Origin of the sequence: Streptosporangium sp. NBC_01639 (assembly GCF_045209755.1) — a bacterium.
Taxonomy (GTDB): domain Bacteria; phylum Actinomycetota; class Actinomycetes; order Streptosporangiales; family Streptosporangiaceae; genus Streptosporangium.
The window spans coordinates 3957128-3972212 of sequence record NZ_CP109272.1; the positions used below are offsets into that span (position 1 = coordinate 3957128).

Below are 15085 nucleotides of genomic sequence, written 5' to 3' on the forward strand. Positions count from 1 at the left end.
GGATGCTTCGGCCCTGTCCCGTACGGCGGTGCGGCGCCCGCACCCGTCCGGAGGGGCACCGGAGTCAGCCCGCGAGGACCCTGACGACCCCCGTCAGCGCGAGCTGGGCCAGGGCCAGCGGCACCAGGCCCACCCAGGCGAGCCGCTGGAGCTGGTCCTCGCGGAGCCGGGGGAAGCTCACCCGGACCCAGATCACCACGAACACCAGGGCGGCCACCTTGACAAGCATCCACAGGGGCCCCGGCAGGAAGGGGCCGTGCCATCCGCCCAGGAACAGCACGCTGGTGAGCGCGGATATCACGATGATCCCGGCGTACTCGGCCAGCATGAACAGGGCGAACCTGATCCCGGTGTATTCGGTCAGCGGGCCCATGATGATCTCGGATTCCGCGATCGGCATGTCGAACGGCGGGCGGCGCAGCTCGGCGAGCCCGGCCACGAAGAAGATCACGCCGCCGATCGCCTGCCAGGGCAGCCACCACCACTGCCAGGCCGCCACGATACCCGGCAGGGAGAGGGTGCCCGCGGCCATCGCGACGCTGGAGGCCGCCAGCACCAGCGGCAGCTCATAGGACATGAGCTGGGCCGCCGAGCGTATCCCGCCCAGGACGGAGTATTTGTTCCCCGAGGACCATCCGGCCATGATCGAGCCGAGCACGCCGACCCCCAGCACGGCCAGGACGAAGAACAGCCCGGCGTCCAGGTCGGCCCCGACGAGGCCGGGGCCGACCGGGATGACGGCCATCACCACGAGATAGGGGATCAGTGCCACCCCGGGTGCCAGGGCGAAGACCCGGCGGTCGGCGGCGGCCGGGATCACGTCCTCCTTCTGGACGAACTTGACCCCGTCCGCGATCAGCTGGGCCCAGCCGTGGAAGCCTCCGGCGTACATCGGGCCCAGTCGCGCCTGCATGTGCGCCATGATCTTGTGCTCGGCCTGCCCTGCCACCAGCGGCAGCACGAGGAAGACCACGACGATCGCGACGAGGCGGACCACGACGTCGAGCACTCCGGCCATCACGCCCTCCAACCGTCGAGCGGCTCAGCCATCACGCCCCCAGTCGGCGGGCACGCCGGGCGGGAGGGTTTTGCGGCGGCTCGGCGAGCCGTGGTCGGACTCACCGGGCTCCTTGGCCCCCGGCCAGGCCTTCGCGACCCGGGCGGCCAGCACGAAGTCCTTGCGGAGCGGGAAGCCCTCGAAACCGTCGGGCAGCAGCAGCGGGACCAGGTTGGGGTGGCCCTCGAAGACCACCCCGAACATCTCGAAGGTCTCGCGCTCGTGCCAGTCGGCGCCCCGGAAGACGCCGACCGCGCTGGGCAGTCGGGGGTCGGCGCGCGGGACGCGGGTGCGCAGCAGCAGGTGCCTGTGCGCGCCGGGGTCGAACACGTGGGCGACCACCGAGAACCCGTCGGGCGGGTCGTCCACCGCGGTCAGCCAGTCGAAGAACGCGTATCCCCCGGAGCGGGCGAACTCCAGCAGGTCGATCCAGTCGGCGGGCTGGACGTCGACCGTGACCTCGCCGAACGACTCCGACACCTGGGCGCGCGAGCCGTACCGCTGCCGGATGGCGGCGGCATGGCCGCGCCCCTCACCGCCGTCCACGCGCCCCTCACCGCCGTCCATGTGCTCGGCTCCTCACGGGATCAGACATATCGGTCGCTCAGGTTCTCGGCGGCGATCTTCTCCTGGAGCATCATGATGCCGTGGAGCAGCGCCTCCGGCCGGGGCGGGCAGCCCGGGACGTAGACGTCCACCGGGATGATCTGGTCGACGCCCTTGGTGACGCAGTAGGAGTCCCAGTACGGGCCTCCGGAGTTGGAGCAGGCACCGAAGGAGATCACATATTTGGGATCGGGCATCTGCTCGTACAGCCGCTTGACGGCGGGGGCCATCTTGTCGGTCACCGTGCCCGAGACGATCATCAGATCGGCCTGCCGGGGGCCGTTGGCGAACGGGATGACCCCGAACCTGATGAAGTCGTGCCGGCTCATCGAGGTCGCGATGAACTCGATGGCGCAGCAGGCCAGGCCGAAGTTGAACGCCCACAACGAGTAGCGGCGCCCCCAGTTGAGGATGAAGCGCATGGGTTTGGGAGCCAGCCGGGAGACCGGCCCCACCGTGGGCATCGGAAGGTCCGCCATGGCTCCATTCTCCTCCTGGGTCAGCGATCCCGGTTCTCAGGTCCAGGCCAGCACGCGTTTGCGCCAGGCGTAGAGGATCCCGAGCGCGATGAAGCCCAGGAAGACGAGCATCTCCACCAGGGTGGTCATCCCGAAGCCCGGGGCGGCGAAGATCGTCGCCCACGGGAAGAGGAAGACCGCGTCCACCGCGAACACCACGTAGAGATAGGTGAAGACGTAGTAGCGGATCTGGGACTGGGCCCAGTCGCCGCCGACCGGGTCGACACCGCACTCGTAGGTCATCAGCTTCTCGGGGGTCGGGCGATGGGGGCGGAGCAGCCGGCTGACCGACAGCGCCCCCGCGACGATCAGGACCCCGATCGCGAGCAGGGCGAGAACCAGGCCGTAGGAGCCGAAATATCCGCCCATGGATGGATCCTCCCTGAGAGCCCCGTCGGACGCACCTCTCCCCGTCTCCAGCAGTATCCGGCATTCGCAGCGCCGGGTGAAGCGGTTGCACCGTCGCAGCCAAAACCTCTGCCCGATTACCCCCAAAGCTGGGCAAATACTGACAATCAACGTTTAATGTGTCATTTATGCCTAAATTGCGATTCACCGGAGGAATCGCGCTGATTGCCGCCATCGCAACAGGCTGCGGCATGACCGCCCCTTCCCCCTTGGCGGAGCACCCCCTGCCCTCCGATCCCACGATGATCAACTATGTGGACCCGTCTCGGGTTCACGGGCTGAACATCCAGGAACTGGGCAAGAACGAGCATGATGCCCGCCGTGTACACATCACCTACCCCTCGATCGACGACGCCCCCCGTCTCACGGAGAAGCTCCGCCGGACGGTCGCCGAACACCTCGGCCGGTTCGACAAGCACGCCACCGCCGACCCCACCCGCTCCCATCCCGAGTTCAACGTGGACTGGCAGCTCGCCGCCGCGTCCAACCAGGTGATCGGCGTCCGGCTCCGCATCGGCGAGTCCCTCGCGACCGGCTGGTCCGAGGAGCGCACCACCGTCTGGTACGACCGGGTGAACAGACGTGCCCTGGACTCCGGAGCCCTCCTCAAGGACGGCTCCGCGCTCGCCGAGCTGTCCCGGCTCGTCAGGGCGGGGTTGAGCGACCAGGGGTCGCGGGTGAACCCGCATGCGGTCGGCACGGATCCGAAGACGTTCGACTCGCTCAGCTTCAACCCCCACGGCGAGCTCGTCGTGGAGTTCGACGACGCACAGCTGACAGCGGCCCCCCTCGGCCGGGTGGCGGTCGCCGTACCCGCCTCCGAGGCGAGGCCGCTGCTGTCGGCGACGGGGCTGCGGGCGCAGCAGGCGGCCACGGAGACGCCGGAGACACCGCCGGCGATGGGGTCCACGGAGGCCATCAAGGCGGCGGACACGACCAAGCTCCCGGCGCAGAGCTCCAAGGCCGGCAGCGTGGACTGTGCGAAGGCGAAGTGCGTCGCGCTGACCTACGACGACGGACCCGGACCGGAGACCGGACGGCTGCTGGACATCCTCGCCCACAAGGGCGCCAGGGCGACCTTCTTCGTGGTCGGCTCCAACGCCACGGCCCATCCCGAGCTGCTCCGGCGGATGCGTCAGGAAGGCCATCTGGTCGCCAACCACACCTGGTCCCATCGCGACCTGACCGCCATGCCCATCAGCAAGATCGCCGACCAGCTCAACCGCGGGCAGTACGCCATCACCCAGGCGATCTGGCAGGTGCCGACGCTGGTGCGCCCGCCGTACGGCGCGAGCGACCCCCAGGTCGCCTCGGTGGCGCGCGGGCTGGGCCTGTCGGTGGTCCGCTGGAACGTGGACGCCGACGATCTACGCCCCACCGACCCCAAGGTGATCGCCGATCGGGCCGTCTCCGGGGCCAGACCGGGGGCGATCATCCTCATGCACGACGTCCACGGCTCGACCGTCGACGCGACTCCCGAGATCCTGCGGCGCCTGCAGGCGAAGGGATACACCCTCGTCACCGTCCCCGAACTGTACGGCTCGCGCGGCATGGATCCCGGCAAGACCTATGATTCCGCCGCATCCGCTGACAGCCCCGGCGCGACCGGCAGCATCCAGCGCGCACTGGAGAAGCAGGCGATGTCATAACCTGCGGCTATGAGCCCATAGCCGCAGGCGATGAGCCCGGAGCCCAGGTGAGACATATAGTGGAGCATCGTGATGCCAACTGTCCTCTTCGGCCGCCTGCACGTTGACCTGTGCCGGCTCGCTGCCGGGCTGTGTCGGATCGGCCGTTCACAACCGTGACCCCTGTGTAGCACCCGCGACACCCGTGCCCGTACCCCGGTTCTGCGGCTACCGAGCGACAATGTGCGACATACGTCACATTCCTCCATGGGGCGCAACGCGCAAGACGCCACGTGAAACGCGGAAGTCCTACGTCACCCCGGAGGATTCGGCCACGCGAGAGATTACGCGTCACTCCAAGGGATCTAGCATGGAACCAACAACGCGCAACCAGCAACGGCGCCCTATCGCGTCGAGGAGGACCGAGCTGTGACCAAGCAGGTTCAGCAACTCGATCGCGTGATCATCCGGTTCGCCGGAGACTCCGGCGACGGCATGCAGCTCACCGGCGACCGCTTCACCGCCGGCACCGCCGAGTTCGGCAACGACCTGTCGACCCTGCCCAACTTCCCCGCCGAGATCCGGGCCCCCGCAGGGACCCTGCCGGGTGTGTCGAGCTTCCAGCTCCACTTCGCCGACCACGACATCCTCACGCCGGGCGACGCCCCGAACGTGCTGGTCGCGATGAACCCGGCCGCGCTGAAGGCCAACCTCGGCGACCTGCCGCGCGGGGCCGACATCATCGCCAACACCGACGAGTTCACCAAGCGGAACCTGCAGAAGGTGGGCTACGACGGCAACCCCCTGGAGGACGACTCTCTCGCCGAGTGGCGCCTCCACCCGGTGCCGCTGACCTCGCTGACGGTCAAGGCGCTCGAAGGCTTCGCGCTGTCGAAGAAGGACGCCGAGCGGTCCAAGAACATGTTCGCCCTCGGGCTGCTGAGCTGGCTCTACCACCGGCCGACCGAGGCGACGATCCAGTTCCTGGAGAACAAGTTCGCCAAGAAGCCCGACATCGCCAAGGCGAACATCGCGGCCTTCCAGGCAGGCTGGAACTACGGGGAGACCACCGAGTCCTTCTCGGTCTCCTATGAGGTCAAGCCGGCCAAGCTGCCCCCGGGCGTCTACCGCAACATCTCCGGTAACCAGGCGCTCGCCTACGGCCTGATCGCCGCCTCCGTGCAGTCGAGGCTGCCGCTGTTCCTCGGCTCCTACCCGATCACCCCGGCCAGCGACATCCTGCACGAGCTGTCCAAGCACAAGCGGTTCGGCATCCGCACCTTCCAGGCCGAGGACGAGATCGCCGGCGTCGGCGCGGCGCTCGGTGCCGCCTTCGGCGGGGCGCTCGGCGTCACCACGACCTCCGGGCCCGGAGTGGCGCTGAAGGCCGAGACCGTCGGCCTGGCGGTGACCACCGAGCTTCCGCTGCTCATAGTCGACGTGCAGCGCGCGGGGCCGAGCACCGGCATGCCCACCAAGACCGAGCAGACCGACCTCCTGATGGCCATGTTCGGCCGCAACGGCGAGTCGCCGCTGCCGATCGTGGCGCCCTCCACCCCGTCCGACTGCTTCGACGCGGCCATCGAGGCGGCCCGCCTCGCGGTGAAGTACCGCACCCCGGTCATGCTGCTGTCCGACGGCTACCTCGCCAACGGCTCCGAGCCGTGGAAGGTGCCCAGCGCGGCCGAGCTGCCGGACATCTCCGTCGCGTTCGCCACCAGCCCCAACGACGAGGACGGGGTGACCTTCCTGCCTTTCAAGCGCGATGCCGAGACCCTGGCCCGCCCCTGGGCGATTCCGGGCACCGCAGGGCTGGAGCACCGGATCGGCGGCATCGAGAAGGCCGAAAACACCGGCAACATCTCCTACGACCCCAACAACCACGACCGGATGGTCCGGCTCCGCCAGGCGAAGATCGACGGGATCGCCCAGGACATCCCGCCGCTGGAGGTCGACGACCCCGACGGCGACGCCCGGGTGCTGGTCCTCGGCTGGGGCTCGACCTACGGCCCGATCGCGGCGGCCGTACGGCGGATCAGGAAGTCCGGCGGCAAGGTCGCCCAGGCCCACCTGCGACACCTCAACCCGCTCCCGGCCAACACCGGCGAGGTGCTGCGGGCCTACGACAAGGTGTTGCTCCCCGAGATCAACCTCGGCCAGCTCGCGCTTCTGCTCCGCGCCCGTTTCCTGGTCGACATCATCAGCTACAACCGCGTGCGCGGACTTCCGTTCAAGGCCGAGGAGCTGGCCGGCGTGATCCAGGACGTGATCGACAGTGAGTGAGATCCAGAACGGCAGGGGCCTGTCCCTGGTCCCCAAGTCCGACGTCAAGCTGGGCATGAAGGACTTCAAGTCCGACCAGGAGGTCCGCTGGTGCCCGGGCTGCGGCGACTACGCGATCCTGGCCGCGGTCCAGTCCTTCGTTCCCGAACTCGGCCTCAAGCGCGAGAACATGGTGTTCGTCTCGGGCATCGGCTGCTCCTCCCGGTTCCCGTACTACATGGACACCTACGGGTTCCACTCGATCCACGGCCGCGCGCCGGCGATCGCGACGGGCCTGGCCGCCTCGCGTCCCGACCTGTCGGTCTGGGTGATCACCGGTGACGGCGACGCGCTGTCCATCGGCGGCAACCACCTGATCCACGCGCTGCGCCGCAACGTCAACCTGAACATCCTGCTCTTCAACAACAGGATCTACGGTCTGACCAAGGGCCAGTACTCCCCCACCTCCGAGGTCGGCAAGATCACCAAGTCCACCCCGATGGGCTCACTGGACAAGCCGTTCAACCCGGTCTCGCTGGCGATCGGCGCCGAGGCCTCCTTCGTGGCCCGGACCATCGACTCCGACCGCAAGCACCTGCAGTCGGTGCTGCGCGAGGCCGCCGAGCACCGGGGCACCTCGCTGGTCGAGATCTACCAGAACTGCAACATCTTCAACGACAACGCCTTCGAGCAGCTGAAGGACCCCGAGCAGCGTGACGACATCACGCTGCGCCTGGAGCACGGCCAGCCGATCGTCTCGGCCTCCAAGGCGGTACGGCGCGCGGCCGACGGCGGCATCGAGGTCGTCGCGAGATCAGCGGTGCGCGAGGACGAGATCCTCGTCCACGACGCCCACCGCGCCGACCCGTCCCTGGCGTTCGCGCTGTCCCGGCTCGACGAGCCCGCCTTCGAGCACGTCCCGATCGGCGTCTTCCGGAGCGTGCAGCGCCCGTCCTACGACGAGCTGATGGCCGCGCAGCTGGAGGAGGCCGCCGGCGAGCGGGGCCGGGGCGACCTGGACGACCTGCTGCTCGCCGGGGACACCTGGCGCATCGGCTGACCGGCCGAGACGACGACGATGGGACCGCTCAACCGAGCGGTCCCATCGCTTTTTCCGGTGAGGAGCCGGATATCGGCTGCCGCGCAGCGCGTGACAAGGTATGAAATGCATGGGCCTATCTGCCAGGTATGCCAGCGAGAGCGTCCGAAACAACTCGTAGACACACGAGGAGAACGCCCATGCTCACCGTCCCTGCGCCCCAGGACCCGCCTGCCCCGCGACGGGAAGATCCCGGTTGGTACGGCTCCCGCGTGCTGGTGACGGGCGCCACCGGGTTCATCGGAGCCCATCTGGTGCGCCGCCTGGGCTCGCTCGGCGCCGAGGTGCACGCCGTCAGCAGGAACCCCCGGGCGCGGGCCGGTCAGGGCGAGAACTGGCACGTCGCCGACGTCGGCGACGCGGACGTGATCGAGGACCTCGTCCGTTCCACCCGTCCCGCCGTCGTGTTCCATCTCGCCAGCGAGGTCGCCGGTGCCAGGGACCCGCGGCTCGTCCGGCCGATGCTGCAGAGCAACCTCGCGAGCGTGGTCAACCTGCTCACCGCGGTCGCCGACACCCCGGGCACCCGGGTGGTGCTCGCCGGATCACTTGAGGAACCCCGTCCGGGTGAGGGCGAGGCGGCGCCTTCCTCGCCCTACGCGGTCGCCAAGTGGGCCGCCAACGGTTACGCCCGGATGTTCCATCACCTCTGGGACGTCCCCGTGACGACCCTGCGCATCGGCATGGTCTACGGGCCGGGCCAGCGCGACACCAGGAAGCTGGTGCCCTACGTGACGCTCTCGCTGCTCCGGGGCGAGGCGCCCGGTCTCAGCAGTGGAACGCGGCAACTCGACTGGGTGTACGTCGACGACGTGGTCGAGGCCTTCCTCGCCGCCGGCGGGTCCGCCGGGGCGGCCGGTCTGAGTCTCGACATCGGCACGGGCACCCGGACGTCCATCCGGGACACCGTGGAACTGCTGGGCCAGGTCATCGGCAGCTCCTTGCGCCCCCGGTACGGCGCGCTCGACGACCGCCCGCTGGACAGCGCCCGGATCGCCGACATCGCTCCCGCCGCCGAGGTGCTCGGCTGGCGTCCCGCCACCGGGCTGGAGGAGGGCCTCAAGCTGACCGCGGCCTGGTACGCCGACCGCCTGCGGCGCGACGCGTTGCTGTAACGGGACGCGGCGGGAACCGATAACCACCGAGAGCCGGACATCGCGCGGCGCCCTCGGGTAACCGGGCGCCGGGCCGGAAACGAGGACGCTGGTGGATTCGGTCGTCAACCTCACGGTGCACGGGATCGGTCCGACCGAACGTGAGCTCGACCCGGGTGAAGACGCGACCTGGGTCGGCGTCGAGCAGTTCGAGCAGGTCCTCGACGCGGCGGTGGGCCGCCAGGACGTCCGCATCACCTTCGACGACGGCAACGCCTCGGATGTGGAGATCGCCCTCCCCCGGCTGCTCGAACGCGGCCTCACCGCGGAGTTCTTCGTGCTGGCCGGACTTCTCGGCGAGCCGGGCAGGCTGGACGCGGACGGCGTACGGGAACTGGTCGCGGCGGGCATGCTGGTCGGTTCGCACGGCTGGGCGCACCGCGACTGGCGGCGGCTGGACGGAGAGCAGGCGGACGAGGAGATCTCCGACGCCCACCGGCTCCTCAGTGACCTGACCGGCCGGCGGGTGTCGAGGGTGGCCATCCCCTTCGGCTCCTATGACCGGCACGTGCTCGGCAGGCTGCGGCGGGCGGAGGTGACGCGCGCGTACACCAGCGACGGCGGCCGGGCTCGGCCGGGCTCCTGGCTGCAGCCGCGCAACAGCCTGCGCCATGACATCGACGCCACCTGGGCTTCCCAGGTCATGGACGGGACCCCGCCGCTGCCGCTCCGCGTCCGCCGGATCGCCGCGCGGGCGTTCAAACGCGCCCGCGGCTGAGTGCGGGACTTGGAACGTGGTAACGGCGCCCCGGCACCCGACGATGTCGAATATATGACGCCTGGTACCCCTCGGATCGCCGTAGTGATCGTCACGTACAACAGCGCGGAGGTACTCGAAGGCTGTCTGCGTTCCCTCCTCGACGGCTCGCGGGGCGTGCGCCTGGCAGACGTCGTCGTGGCCGACAACGCCTCGAAGGACGACTCCCTCGGGATCGCCGGGAAGGCGACCGGCCTGCCGCTCCGGATCGTCCAGCTCGGCCGGAACGCCGGTTACGCGGCGGCGGTCAACGCCGGAGTCGAGGCACTGGACATCCAGGAGCTCGACGCGGTGTTCGTGATCAATCCCGACTGCAGGTTGCGGCCGGGCGCGCTCGCCCCGCTCGCCGACGCCCTGCGGCAGCCGGGGCGCGGCATCGCCGTACCACGCCTGACCAACCCGGACGGCAGCCTGCAGCCTTCCCTGCGCCGGACTCCCACCGTGCGCAGGGCACTGGTGGAGGCGGTGATCGGCGGAGGCCTCGCCGGCCGGATCGGCACTCTGGGCGAGTTGGTCACCGACCCCCGGGAGTACGAACGGCCCGGCGCCGCGGCCTGGGCGACCGGCGCGGCCATGCTCGTCTCCACCGACGTCATCAGGGAGATCGGCCCGTGGGACGAGTCCTTCCTGCTCTACAGCGAGGAGACCGAGTTCGCGCTCCGGGCCGCCGACCGCGGCTGGGCGCTCTGGTACGAGCCGGCGTCGGTGGTCGAGCACATCGGCGGCGACTCGGGGGTCAACCCGACTCTCGCCGCCCTGCTCATCGTCAACAAGGTGAAGTTGTTCCGCCGCCGCCGGAGCACATCGGCGGCGTTCGTCTACTATCTCGCGGTCGTCCTCGGCGAGGGAGTACGGGCGCTGGCGGGGCGCCGTACGTCAAGGGCGTCGGTCGTGGCACTGCTGCGGCCGTCGCGCCGGCTCCAGAAACTCGCGGACTGACCCGGCCGCCGACGAGGGGAACGACGATGAGCATGCCCGCCAGCGAGGAGTCCGGGGAGCCGGACGCCTCCACCGATCCCCGGCCCGTGCCGGCCCGGAGCGCCCAGCCGGTACCGGTGGTACGGGCCGTGGAGACGGTGCGGACCGTGGGGTTCGGCGCGCTCACCGCGGAGGAACTGGACGCCTGGCACCGGCTCCGCGCGGCCAACCCCCTGCTCGACAGCCCGTACTTCCACCCCGGCTTCGCCGCGGCCGTGCACGGCAGTGGCCGCGAGGTGCGGGTCGCCGTGGGCAGGGACCGGGCGGGTGACGTCTGCGCCCTGCTGCCCCACCACCGCGAGCGCTCACTGATCAGGCCCGCGGGCTGGCCGGCCGCGGACTTCCAGGGGCCCGTGCTCGCCCCCGGTTCCTCCTTCTCCCCGTTGACGCTGCTCACCGGCGGGGTGCGCGGCTTCGCGTTCGACCATCTGGTGGAGAGCTGCGCGGACTTCGGGCCCTGGGTGGAGTCCCGGCGCCCGTCACCGTTCCTGGACGTCTCCGGAGGCTTGGCGGGATACCTGGGCCGGGCGTCGCGGAGCGGTAAGGACAACATGGGCCAGGCCCGCCGCCGCGCCGCCAAGGCCGAGCGGACCCACGGCACGGTCCGGTTCGTCGCCGACGTGGTCGACACGGAGATTCTGGACCGGGTGGTCGAGCTCAAACGAGCGCAGTACGCCGCCACGGGGGCCAGAGACTATTTCGCCGAACCGGACCGCCATGATCTGTTGACCCGGCTGCTGCACACCCGTGATTCCTCGTTCGGAGGAATTCTGTCCACACTGCATGCCGGTCCCCACCTGGTCGCGGCGCATTTCGGGATTCGGTCGGAGAATGTCCTGCACTGGTGGTTTCCGGTCTACGATCCGGCTTTCGCGGGACTCGCCCCCGGATGGATGTTGCTGCGCGAGCTCGCCGCGGCGGCTCCGGCCCTGGGCATCACCCGTATCGACCTCGGGCGGGGCGACGACGAGTACAAACGGCGCGCCAAGACCGGTGAGACCCAGGTGTGCCAGGGGATCGTGACCCGGAGTTCGGCGCGGCAGGCGCTGCGGCGGGCACGGGACTCCGTGGTCACCACGGCGAAATCCTCCGTACTCGGCCCTAGTTTGCGACATATAGCGCGAAAAATCCGCACCTTCAATCAATAATCACGCTCGGCCCATCGGGTGAGCACTTCTCGAAATCGTAACGATCGCAAGAAATCACCCGACTAACGGGTGAGCCAGGCGAGGCTTAGCAAAACGCCTCCTGCTCCGTAATCAGCCGGAAAGTGATGCGATGGAGGCAGTCGATGAGAATCAGCGTGTTCGGGCTCGGCTATGTCGGCTGCGTCTCCGCGGCCTGTCTCGCGGCCAGCGGCCACGAGGTGATCGGGGTCGACGTCAACCCCACGAAGATCGATCTCATCTCGCGGGGCCAGGCTCCGGTCGTCGAGGAGCGGATCGGCGAGCTGACCGCCGAGGTCGTGCGGAGCGGAGCCCTGCGGGCCACCACCGACGTCGCCGAGGCGGTCGACGCGACCGAGATCTCGCTGATCTGTGTGGGCACGCCGTCCGCGCCGAACGGCAGCCTCTCCACCACCTACCTGGAGCGGGTGGCCGAGCAGATCGGCCACGTGCTGGTCGGCAAGAGTGACCGGCACACGATCGTCTTCCGCAGCACCATGCTCCCCGGCACCTGCGCCGACCTGCTCATCCCGATCCTCGAACGGGCATCGGGGCTGCGGGCCGGGACGGACTTCGGCGTGGCGGTCAACCCGGAGTTCCTGCGCGAGGGCACGAGTGTGCGCGACTTCTTCGAGCCGCCCAAGACCGTCATCGGCGAGTTCGACACCGCGAGCGGCGACGCGGTCGCCGCACTGTACTCCGGCATTCCGGGCGAGGTCTTCCGGGTCCCCATGGCGGTCGCCGAGATGACCAAGTACGCCGACAACGCCTTCCACGGCCTGAAGATCAGCTTCGCCAACGAGATCGGGGCGATCTGCCAGGCGATCGGGCTGGACTCGCACCGGGTCATGGACGTCTTCCTCGCCGACCGCAAGCTCAACATCAGCCCGGCCTACCTGCGGCCGGGCTTCGCCTTCGGCGGCTCGTGCCTGCCCAAGGACCTCCGGGGGCTGGTCTACGCGGCCCGGCGGGCCGATGTCTCGGTGCCGCTGCTCTCCCACGTCCTGCCGTCCAACGAGGACCACCTGCGGCGCGCCTTCGAACTGGTGGCGGCGGCCGGCAGCCGCCGGATCGGGCTGTTCGGGCTGTCGTTCAAGCCGGGTACCGACGACCTGCGGGAGAGCCCGCTGGTGGAGCTGGCGGAACGGCTCCTCGGCAAGGGGTACGACCTGCGCATCTACGACGCCAACGTCTCCCTGTCCCGGCTGATGGGGGCGAACCGCGACTACATCGAGAGCAGGCTGCCGCACCTGGGCGACCTGCTGAGCAACTCCGCCGACGACGTGCTCTCGCACGCCGACGTGTGCGTCGTCGGTTGCAAGGACCCGGCCGTGCTGAGCGCGCTCGACGGCGCGGGCGACCGTACGATCATCGATCTCGTCCGCCTTCCCGACGCCGACACGCGCCGGGCACATCCTGGATACGTGGGCCTTGGCTGGTAAAGCACTCATTCTCGTCGAGAACCTCTCCGTACCGTTCGACCGACGGGTGTGGCAGGAGAGCACCACGCTGCGTGACGCCGGCTGGGACGTGCACGTCATCTGCCCCCGGGGCACCAAGCGGGACACCGAGCCGTACGTCGAGACGGACGGGGTGAAGATCCACCGCTACCCGCTGCGGGCGGCGACCGGCGGCCCGCTCGGCTATCTGCAGGAGTACGGCTCCGCGCTCTGGCACACCTTCCGGCTCGCCCGGCGGATCGGGCCGGTGGACGTCGTGCACGCGTGCAATCCGCCGGACCTCCTGTTCCTGGTGGCGAGGATGCTCAAGCGGCGGGGGGCGCGGTTCGTGTTCGACCAGCACGACCTGGTGCCCGAGCTCTACCTGTCCCGGTTCGACCGTGGCGAGGACTTCCTCTACCGCGCCGTGTGCCGGTTGGAACGGCTCACCTACCGGGCGGCCGACGTGGTCATCGCGACCAATGAGAGCTACCGCGAGGTCGCGATCACCAGGGGCGGCAAGCAGCCCGGAGAGGTGTTCGTGGTGCGCAGCGCACCGGCGGTCGAACGGTTCCACCGGGTCCCCGTCGAGGAGTCGATCAAACGGGGGAAGCCGCATCTGCTCTGCTACCTCGGGGTGATGGGTCCGCAGGACGGCGTGGACTACGCGCTACGGTCGCTGGCCAGCCTCCGCGACGACCTGGGCCGCACGGACTGGCACGCGGTGTTCGTCGGCGGCGGCGACACCTTCGAGGACATGGTCGCCTTCTCCCGCGAGCTCGGCCTGTCGGACTCGGTCGAGTTCACCGGCCGGATCCCGGACGAGGATCTGCTGCGCTACCTGTCCGCGGCGGACGTCTGCCTGGCACCGGACCCGCTCAACCCGCTCAACGACGTGTCCACCATGAACAAGATCATGGAGTACATGGCGATGGCCCGCCCGATCGTCTCCTTCGACCTCCGGGAGGCGCGGGTGTCGGCCGGAGACGCCGCGGTGTACGCACCGGCCAACGACGAGCCGGAGTTCGCCAAGCTGATCGCCCGGCTGCTCGACGATCCACAGGAGCGCCGCAGGATGGGCGAGGCCGGCAAGGCCCGCGTCACCGGCCCGCTGTCCTGGGAACGCTCCAGGGCCGCGCTGCTGGCCGCCTACGAGGCCGCCTGTTCCTGACAACCGAGCGAAAGGAACGAATGCCGTGAGCGTCTTCATCGAGACCGCCGTCACCACGGAGCTCACCTCCCTGCTGGAGAGCTGCGCCGCCACGGGTGCGGCCGCCGCGGCCGGACTGACCGAGGGGCTGCGGCGCTCCTACCGATGGCTGCGCCGTACCACCGGCCAGTTGCTGTTCGAGCGCCGGTACGGAGTACGGACCTCGGAGGTCGTGAGCCTTGAGGAGTTCGGGCTCGCGCGGCAGGACAGGGTCTACTACTCGGCGGCGAACTGGCAGACCCTGCGACGCGTGCTGCCCCGGGGTGACGTCGGCGAGCACGACGTGTTCATCGACCTCGGCTCCGGCATGGGGCGCATGGTGCTGGAGGCGGCGGCCCGCTACCCGTTCCGGAAGGTGATCGGTGTCGAGCTGTCCGAAGAGCTCAACGACATCGCACGGAAGAACATCGCGGGCACCCGCCTCCGGCTGCGCTGCGAGGACGTCCGGCTCGTCCGGTCGGACGTGCTCGACTACGAGATCCCCGACGACGTCAGCGTGGTGTTCCTCAACAACCCCTTCCGGGGCGACACCTTCGCCGCCGCGATCGGGAAGCTGATCGCGACCGTGGACCGGAACCCGCGCGCGGTCACGGTGATCTACTTCAACCCGGTCGAAGAGGAGTTCCTGCTCCGCACCGGCCGGTTCCGGCACCTGCGCACGGTGACGCTGGGCCGCAGGGCGGCGCAGGAGGGCCCGTTCGGCTCGGTCCGGGTGTATGCGATCACCGAGCGGGCCGGTGCCTGATCCCACCGGCCGCAGGAGCGGCGGGCCGCCTCGCCGTACCGGCCGGGCGGCCGTCGTG

15 protein-coding genes are annotated in these 15085 nt (G+C 69.6%); 11 read left to right on the forward strand and 4 right to left on the reverse strand.

The features are described 5' to 3' along the window. Positions 1–64: 64 nt before the first annotated feature. The 4 genes from nuoH to OHA77_RS17865 are packed head-to-tail and all read right to left on the reverse strand — an operon-like array spanning position 65 to position 2550. Positions 65–1018 carry an NADH-quinone oxidoreductase subunit NuoH gene (gene nuoH, locus OHA77_RS17850; protein ID WP_406319159.1) on the reverse strand — a complete coding sequence of 318 codons (954 nt, stop codon included), beginning with the start codon at positions 1016–1018 and terminating at the stop codon, positions 65–67. A 24-nt stretch (positions 1019–1042) separates the two neighbouring features. Next, on the reverse strand, positions 1043–1624 hold the full coding sequence (locus OHA77_RS17855; RefSeq protein ID WP_406319160.1) for an NADH-quinone oxidoreductase subunit C: 582 nt from the start codon (positions 1622–1624) through the stop codon (positions 1043–1045). A 20-nt stretch (positions 1625–1644) separates the two neighbouring features. Next, the gene (locus tag OHA77_RS17860; RefSeq protein ID WP_221465986.1) at positions 1645–2127 is read right to left on the reverse strand and encodes an NADH-quinone oxidoreductase subunit B; all 483 of its coding nucleotides are present in this window, start codon (positions 2125–2127) and stop codon (positions 1645–1647) included. Positions 2128–2178: 51 nt separating this feature from the next. Next, on the reverse strand, positions 2179–2550 hold the full coding sequence (locus OHA77_RS17865) for an NADH-quinone oxidoreductase subunit A (RefSeq protein ID WP_406319161.1): 372 nt from the start codon (positions 2548–2550) through the stop codon (positions 2179–2181). A gap of 167 nt (positions 2551–2717) precedes the next feature. Between OHA77_RS17865 and OHA77_RS17870 the strand changes: the two genes are divergently transcribed. The 11 genes from OHA77_RS17870 (at position 2718) to OHA77_RS17920 (ending at position 15027) form a co-directional block, all read left to right on the forward strand. Further along, entirely contained in the window at positions 2718–4238 is a 1521-nt protein-coding gene (locus OHA77_RS17870) for a polysaccharide deacetylase family protein (RefSeq protein ID WP_406319162.1), read from the forward strand. A gap of 72 nt (positions 4239–4310) precedes the next feature. Beyond that, a complete protein-coding gene (locus OHA77_RS17875) occupies positions 4311–4397 on the forward strand; it encodes a putative leader peptide (RefSeq protein WP_406319840.1) in 87 nt (28 codons plus the stop codon). 249 nt (positions 4398–4646) lie between these two features. Continuing rightward, on the forward strand, positions 4647–6500 hold the full coding sequence (locus OHA77_RS17880) for a 2-oxoacid:acceptor oxidoreductase subunit alpha (RefSeq protein ID WP_326819538.1): 1854 nt from the start codon (positions 4647–4649) through the stop codon (positions 6498–6500). Then, positions 6493–7539 (forward strand): 2-oxoacid:ferredoxin oxidoreductase subunit beta, encoded by a 1047-nt coding sequence (locus OHA77_RS17885; protein ID WP_406319163.1) that lies wholly within the window; start codon positions 6493–6495, stop codon positions 7537–7539. Before OHA77_RS17880 ends, OHA77_RS17885 begins: the two co-directional genes overlap by 8 nt. A gap of 179 nt (positions 7540–7718) precedes the next feature. Further along, positions 7719–8693: an NAD-dependent epimerase/dehydratase family protein gene (locus OHA77_RS17890; protein WP_406319164.1), complete on the forward strand. Its 975-nt coding sequence runs from the start codon at positions 7719–7721 to the stop codon at positions 8691–8693. Between the two features lie 91 nt (positions 8694–8784). Beyond that, a complete protein-coding gene (locus OHA77_RS17895) occupies positions 8785–9450 on the forward strand; it encodes a polysaccharide deacetylase family protein (protein ID WP_326819536.1) in 666 nt (221 codons plus the stop codon). Between the two features lie 54 nt (positions 9451–9504). Continuing rightward, a complete protein-coding gene (locus OHA77_RS17900) occupies positions 9505–10428 on the forward strand; it encodes a glycosyltransferase family 2 protein (protein ID WP_406319165.1) in 924 nt (307 codons plus the stop codon). A 26-nt stretch (positions 10429–10454) separates the two neighbouring features. Next, positions 10455–11615, forward strand: a complete 1161-nt coding sequence (locus OHA77_RS17905; protein ID WP_406319166.1) for a GNAT family N-acetyltransferase — start codon at positions 10455–10457, stop codon at positions 11613–11615. A 143-nt stretch (positions 11616–11758) separates the two neighbouring features. Then, positions 11759–13075: a nucleotide sugar dehydrogenase gene (locus OHA77_RS17910; RefSeq protein WP_406319167.1), complete on the forward strand. Its 1317-nt coding sequence runs from the start codon at positions 11759–11761 to the stop codon at positions 13073–13075. Next, a complete protein-coding gene (locus OHA77_RS17915; RefSeq protein WP_326819532.1) occupies positions 13065–14243 on the forward strand; it encodes a glycosyltransferase family 4 protein in 1179 nt (392 codons plus the stop codon). Before OHA77_RS17910 ends, OHA77_RS17915 begins: the two co-directional genes overlap by 11 nt. Before the next feature lie 25 nt (positions 14244–14268). Further along, positions 14269–15027, forward strand: a complete 759-nt coding sequence (locus tag OHA77_RS17920) for a methyltransferase domain-containing protein (protein ID WP_406319168.1) — start codon at positions 14269–14271, stop codon at positions 15025–15027. Positions 15028–15085 lie beyond the last annotated feature (58 nt).

Excerpts from the sequence above, each read along its gene's own strand:
- OHA77_RS17905 (WP_406319166.1), top strand. The coding sequence starts at position 10,455 with ATGAGCATGCCCGCCAGCGAGGAGTCCGGGGAGCCGGACGCCTCCACC.
- OHA77_RS17865 (WP_406319161.1), bottom strand. The coding sequence starts at position 2,550 with ATGGGCGGATATTTCGGCTCCTACGGCCTGGTTCTCGCCCTGCTCGCG.
- OHA77_RS17910 (WP_406319167.1), top strand. The coding sequence starts at position 11,759 with ATGAGAATCAGCGTGTTCGGGCTCGGCTATGTCGGCTGCGTCTCCGCG.
- nuoH (WP_406319159.1), bottom strand. The coding sequence starts at position 1,018 with ATGGCCGGAGTGCTCGACGTCGTGGTCCGCCTCGTCGCGATCGTCGTG.
- OHA77_RS17875 (WP_406319840.1), top strand. The coding sequence starts at position 4,311 with ATGCCAACTGTCCTCTTCGGCCGCCTGCACGTTGACCTGTGCCGGCTC.
- OHA77_RS17870 (WP_406319162.1), top strand. The coding sequence starts at position 2,718 with ATGCCTAAATTGCGATTCACCGGAGGAATCGCGCTGATTGCCGCCATC.
- OHA77_RS17890 (WP_406319164.1), top strand. The coding sequence starts at position 7,719 with ATGCTCACCGTCCCTGCGCCCCAGGACCCGCCTGCCCCGCGACGGGAA.
- OHA77_RS17900 (WP_406319165.1), top strand. The coding sequence starts at position 9,505 with ATGACGCCTGGTACCCCTCGGATCGCCGTAGTGATCGTCACGTACAAC.
- OHA77_RS17855 (WP_406319160.1), bottom strand. The coding sequence starts at position 1,624 with ATGGACGGCGGTGAGGGGCGCGTGGACGGCGGTGAGGGGCGCGGCCAT.
- OHA77_RS17860 (WP_221465986.1), bottom strand. The coding sequence starts at position 2,127 with ATGCCCACGGTGGGGCCGGTCTCCCGGCTGGCTCCCAAACCCATGCGC.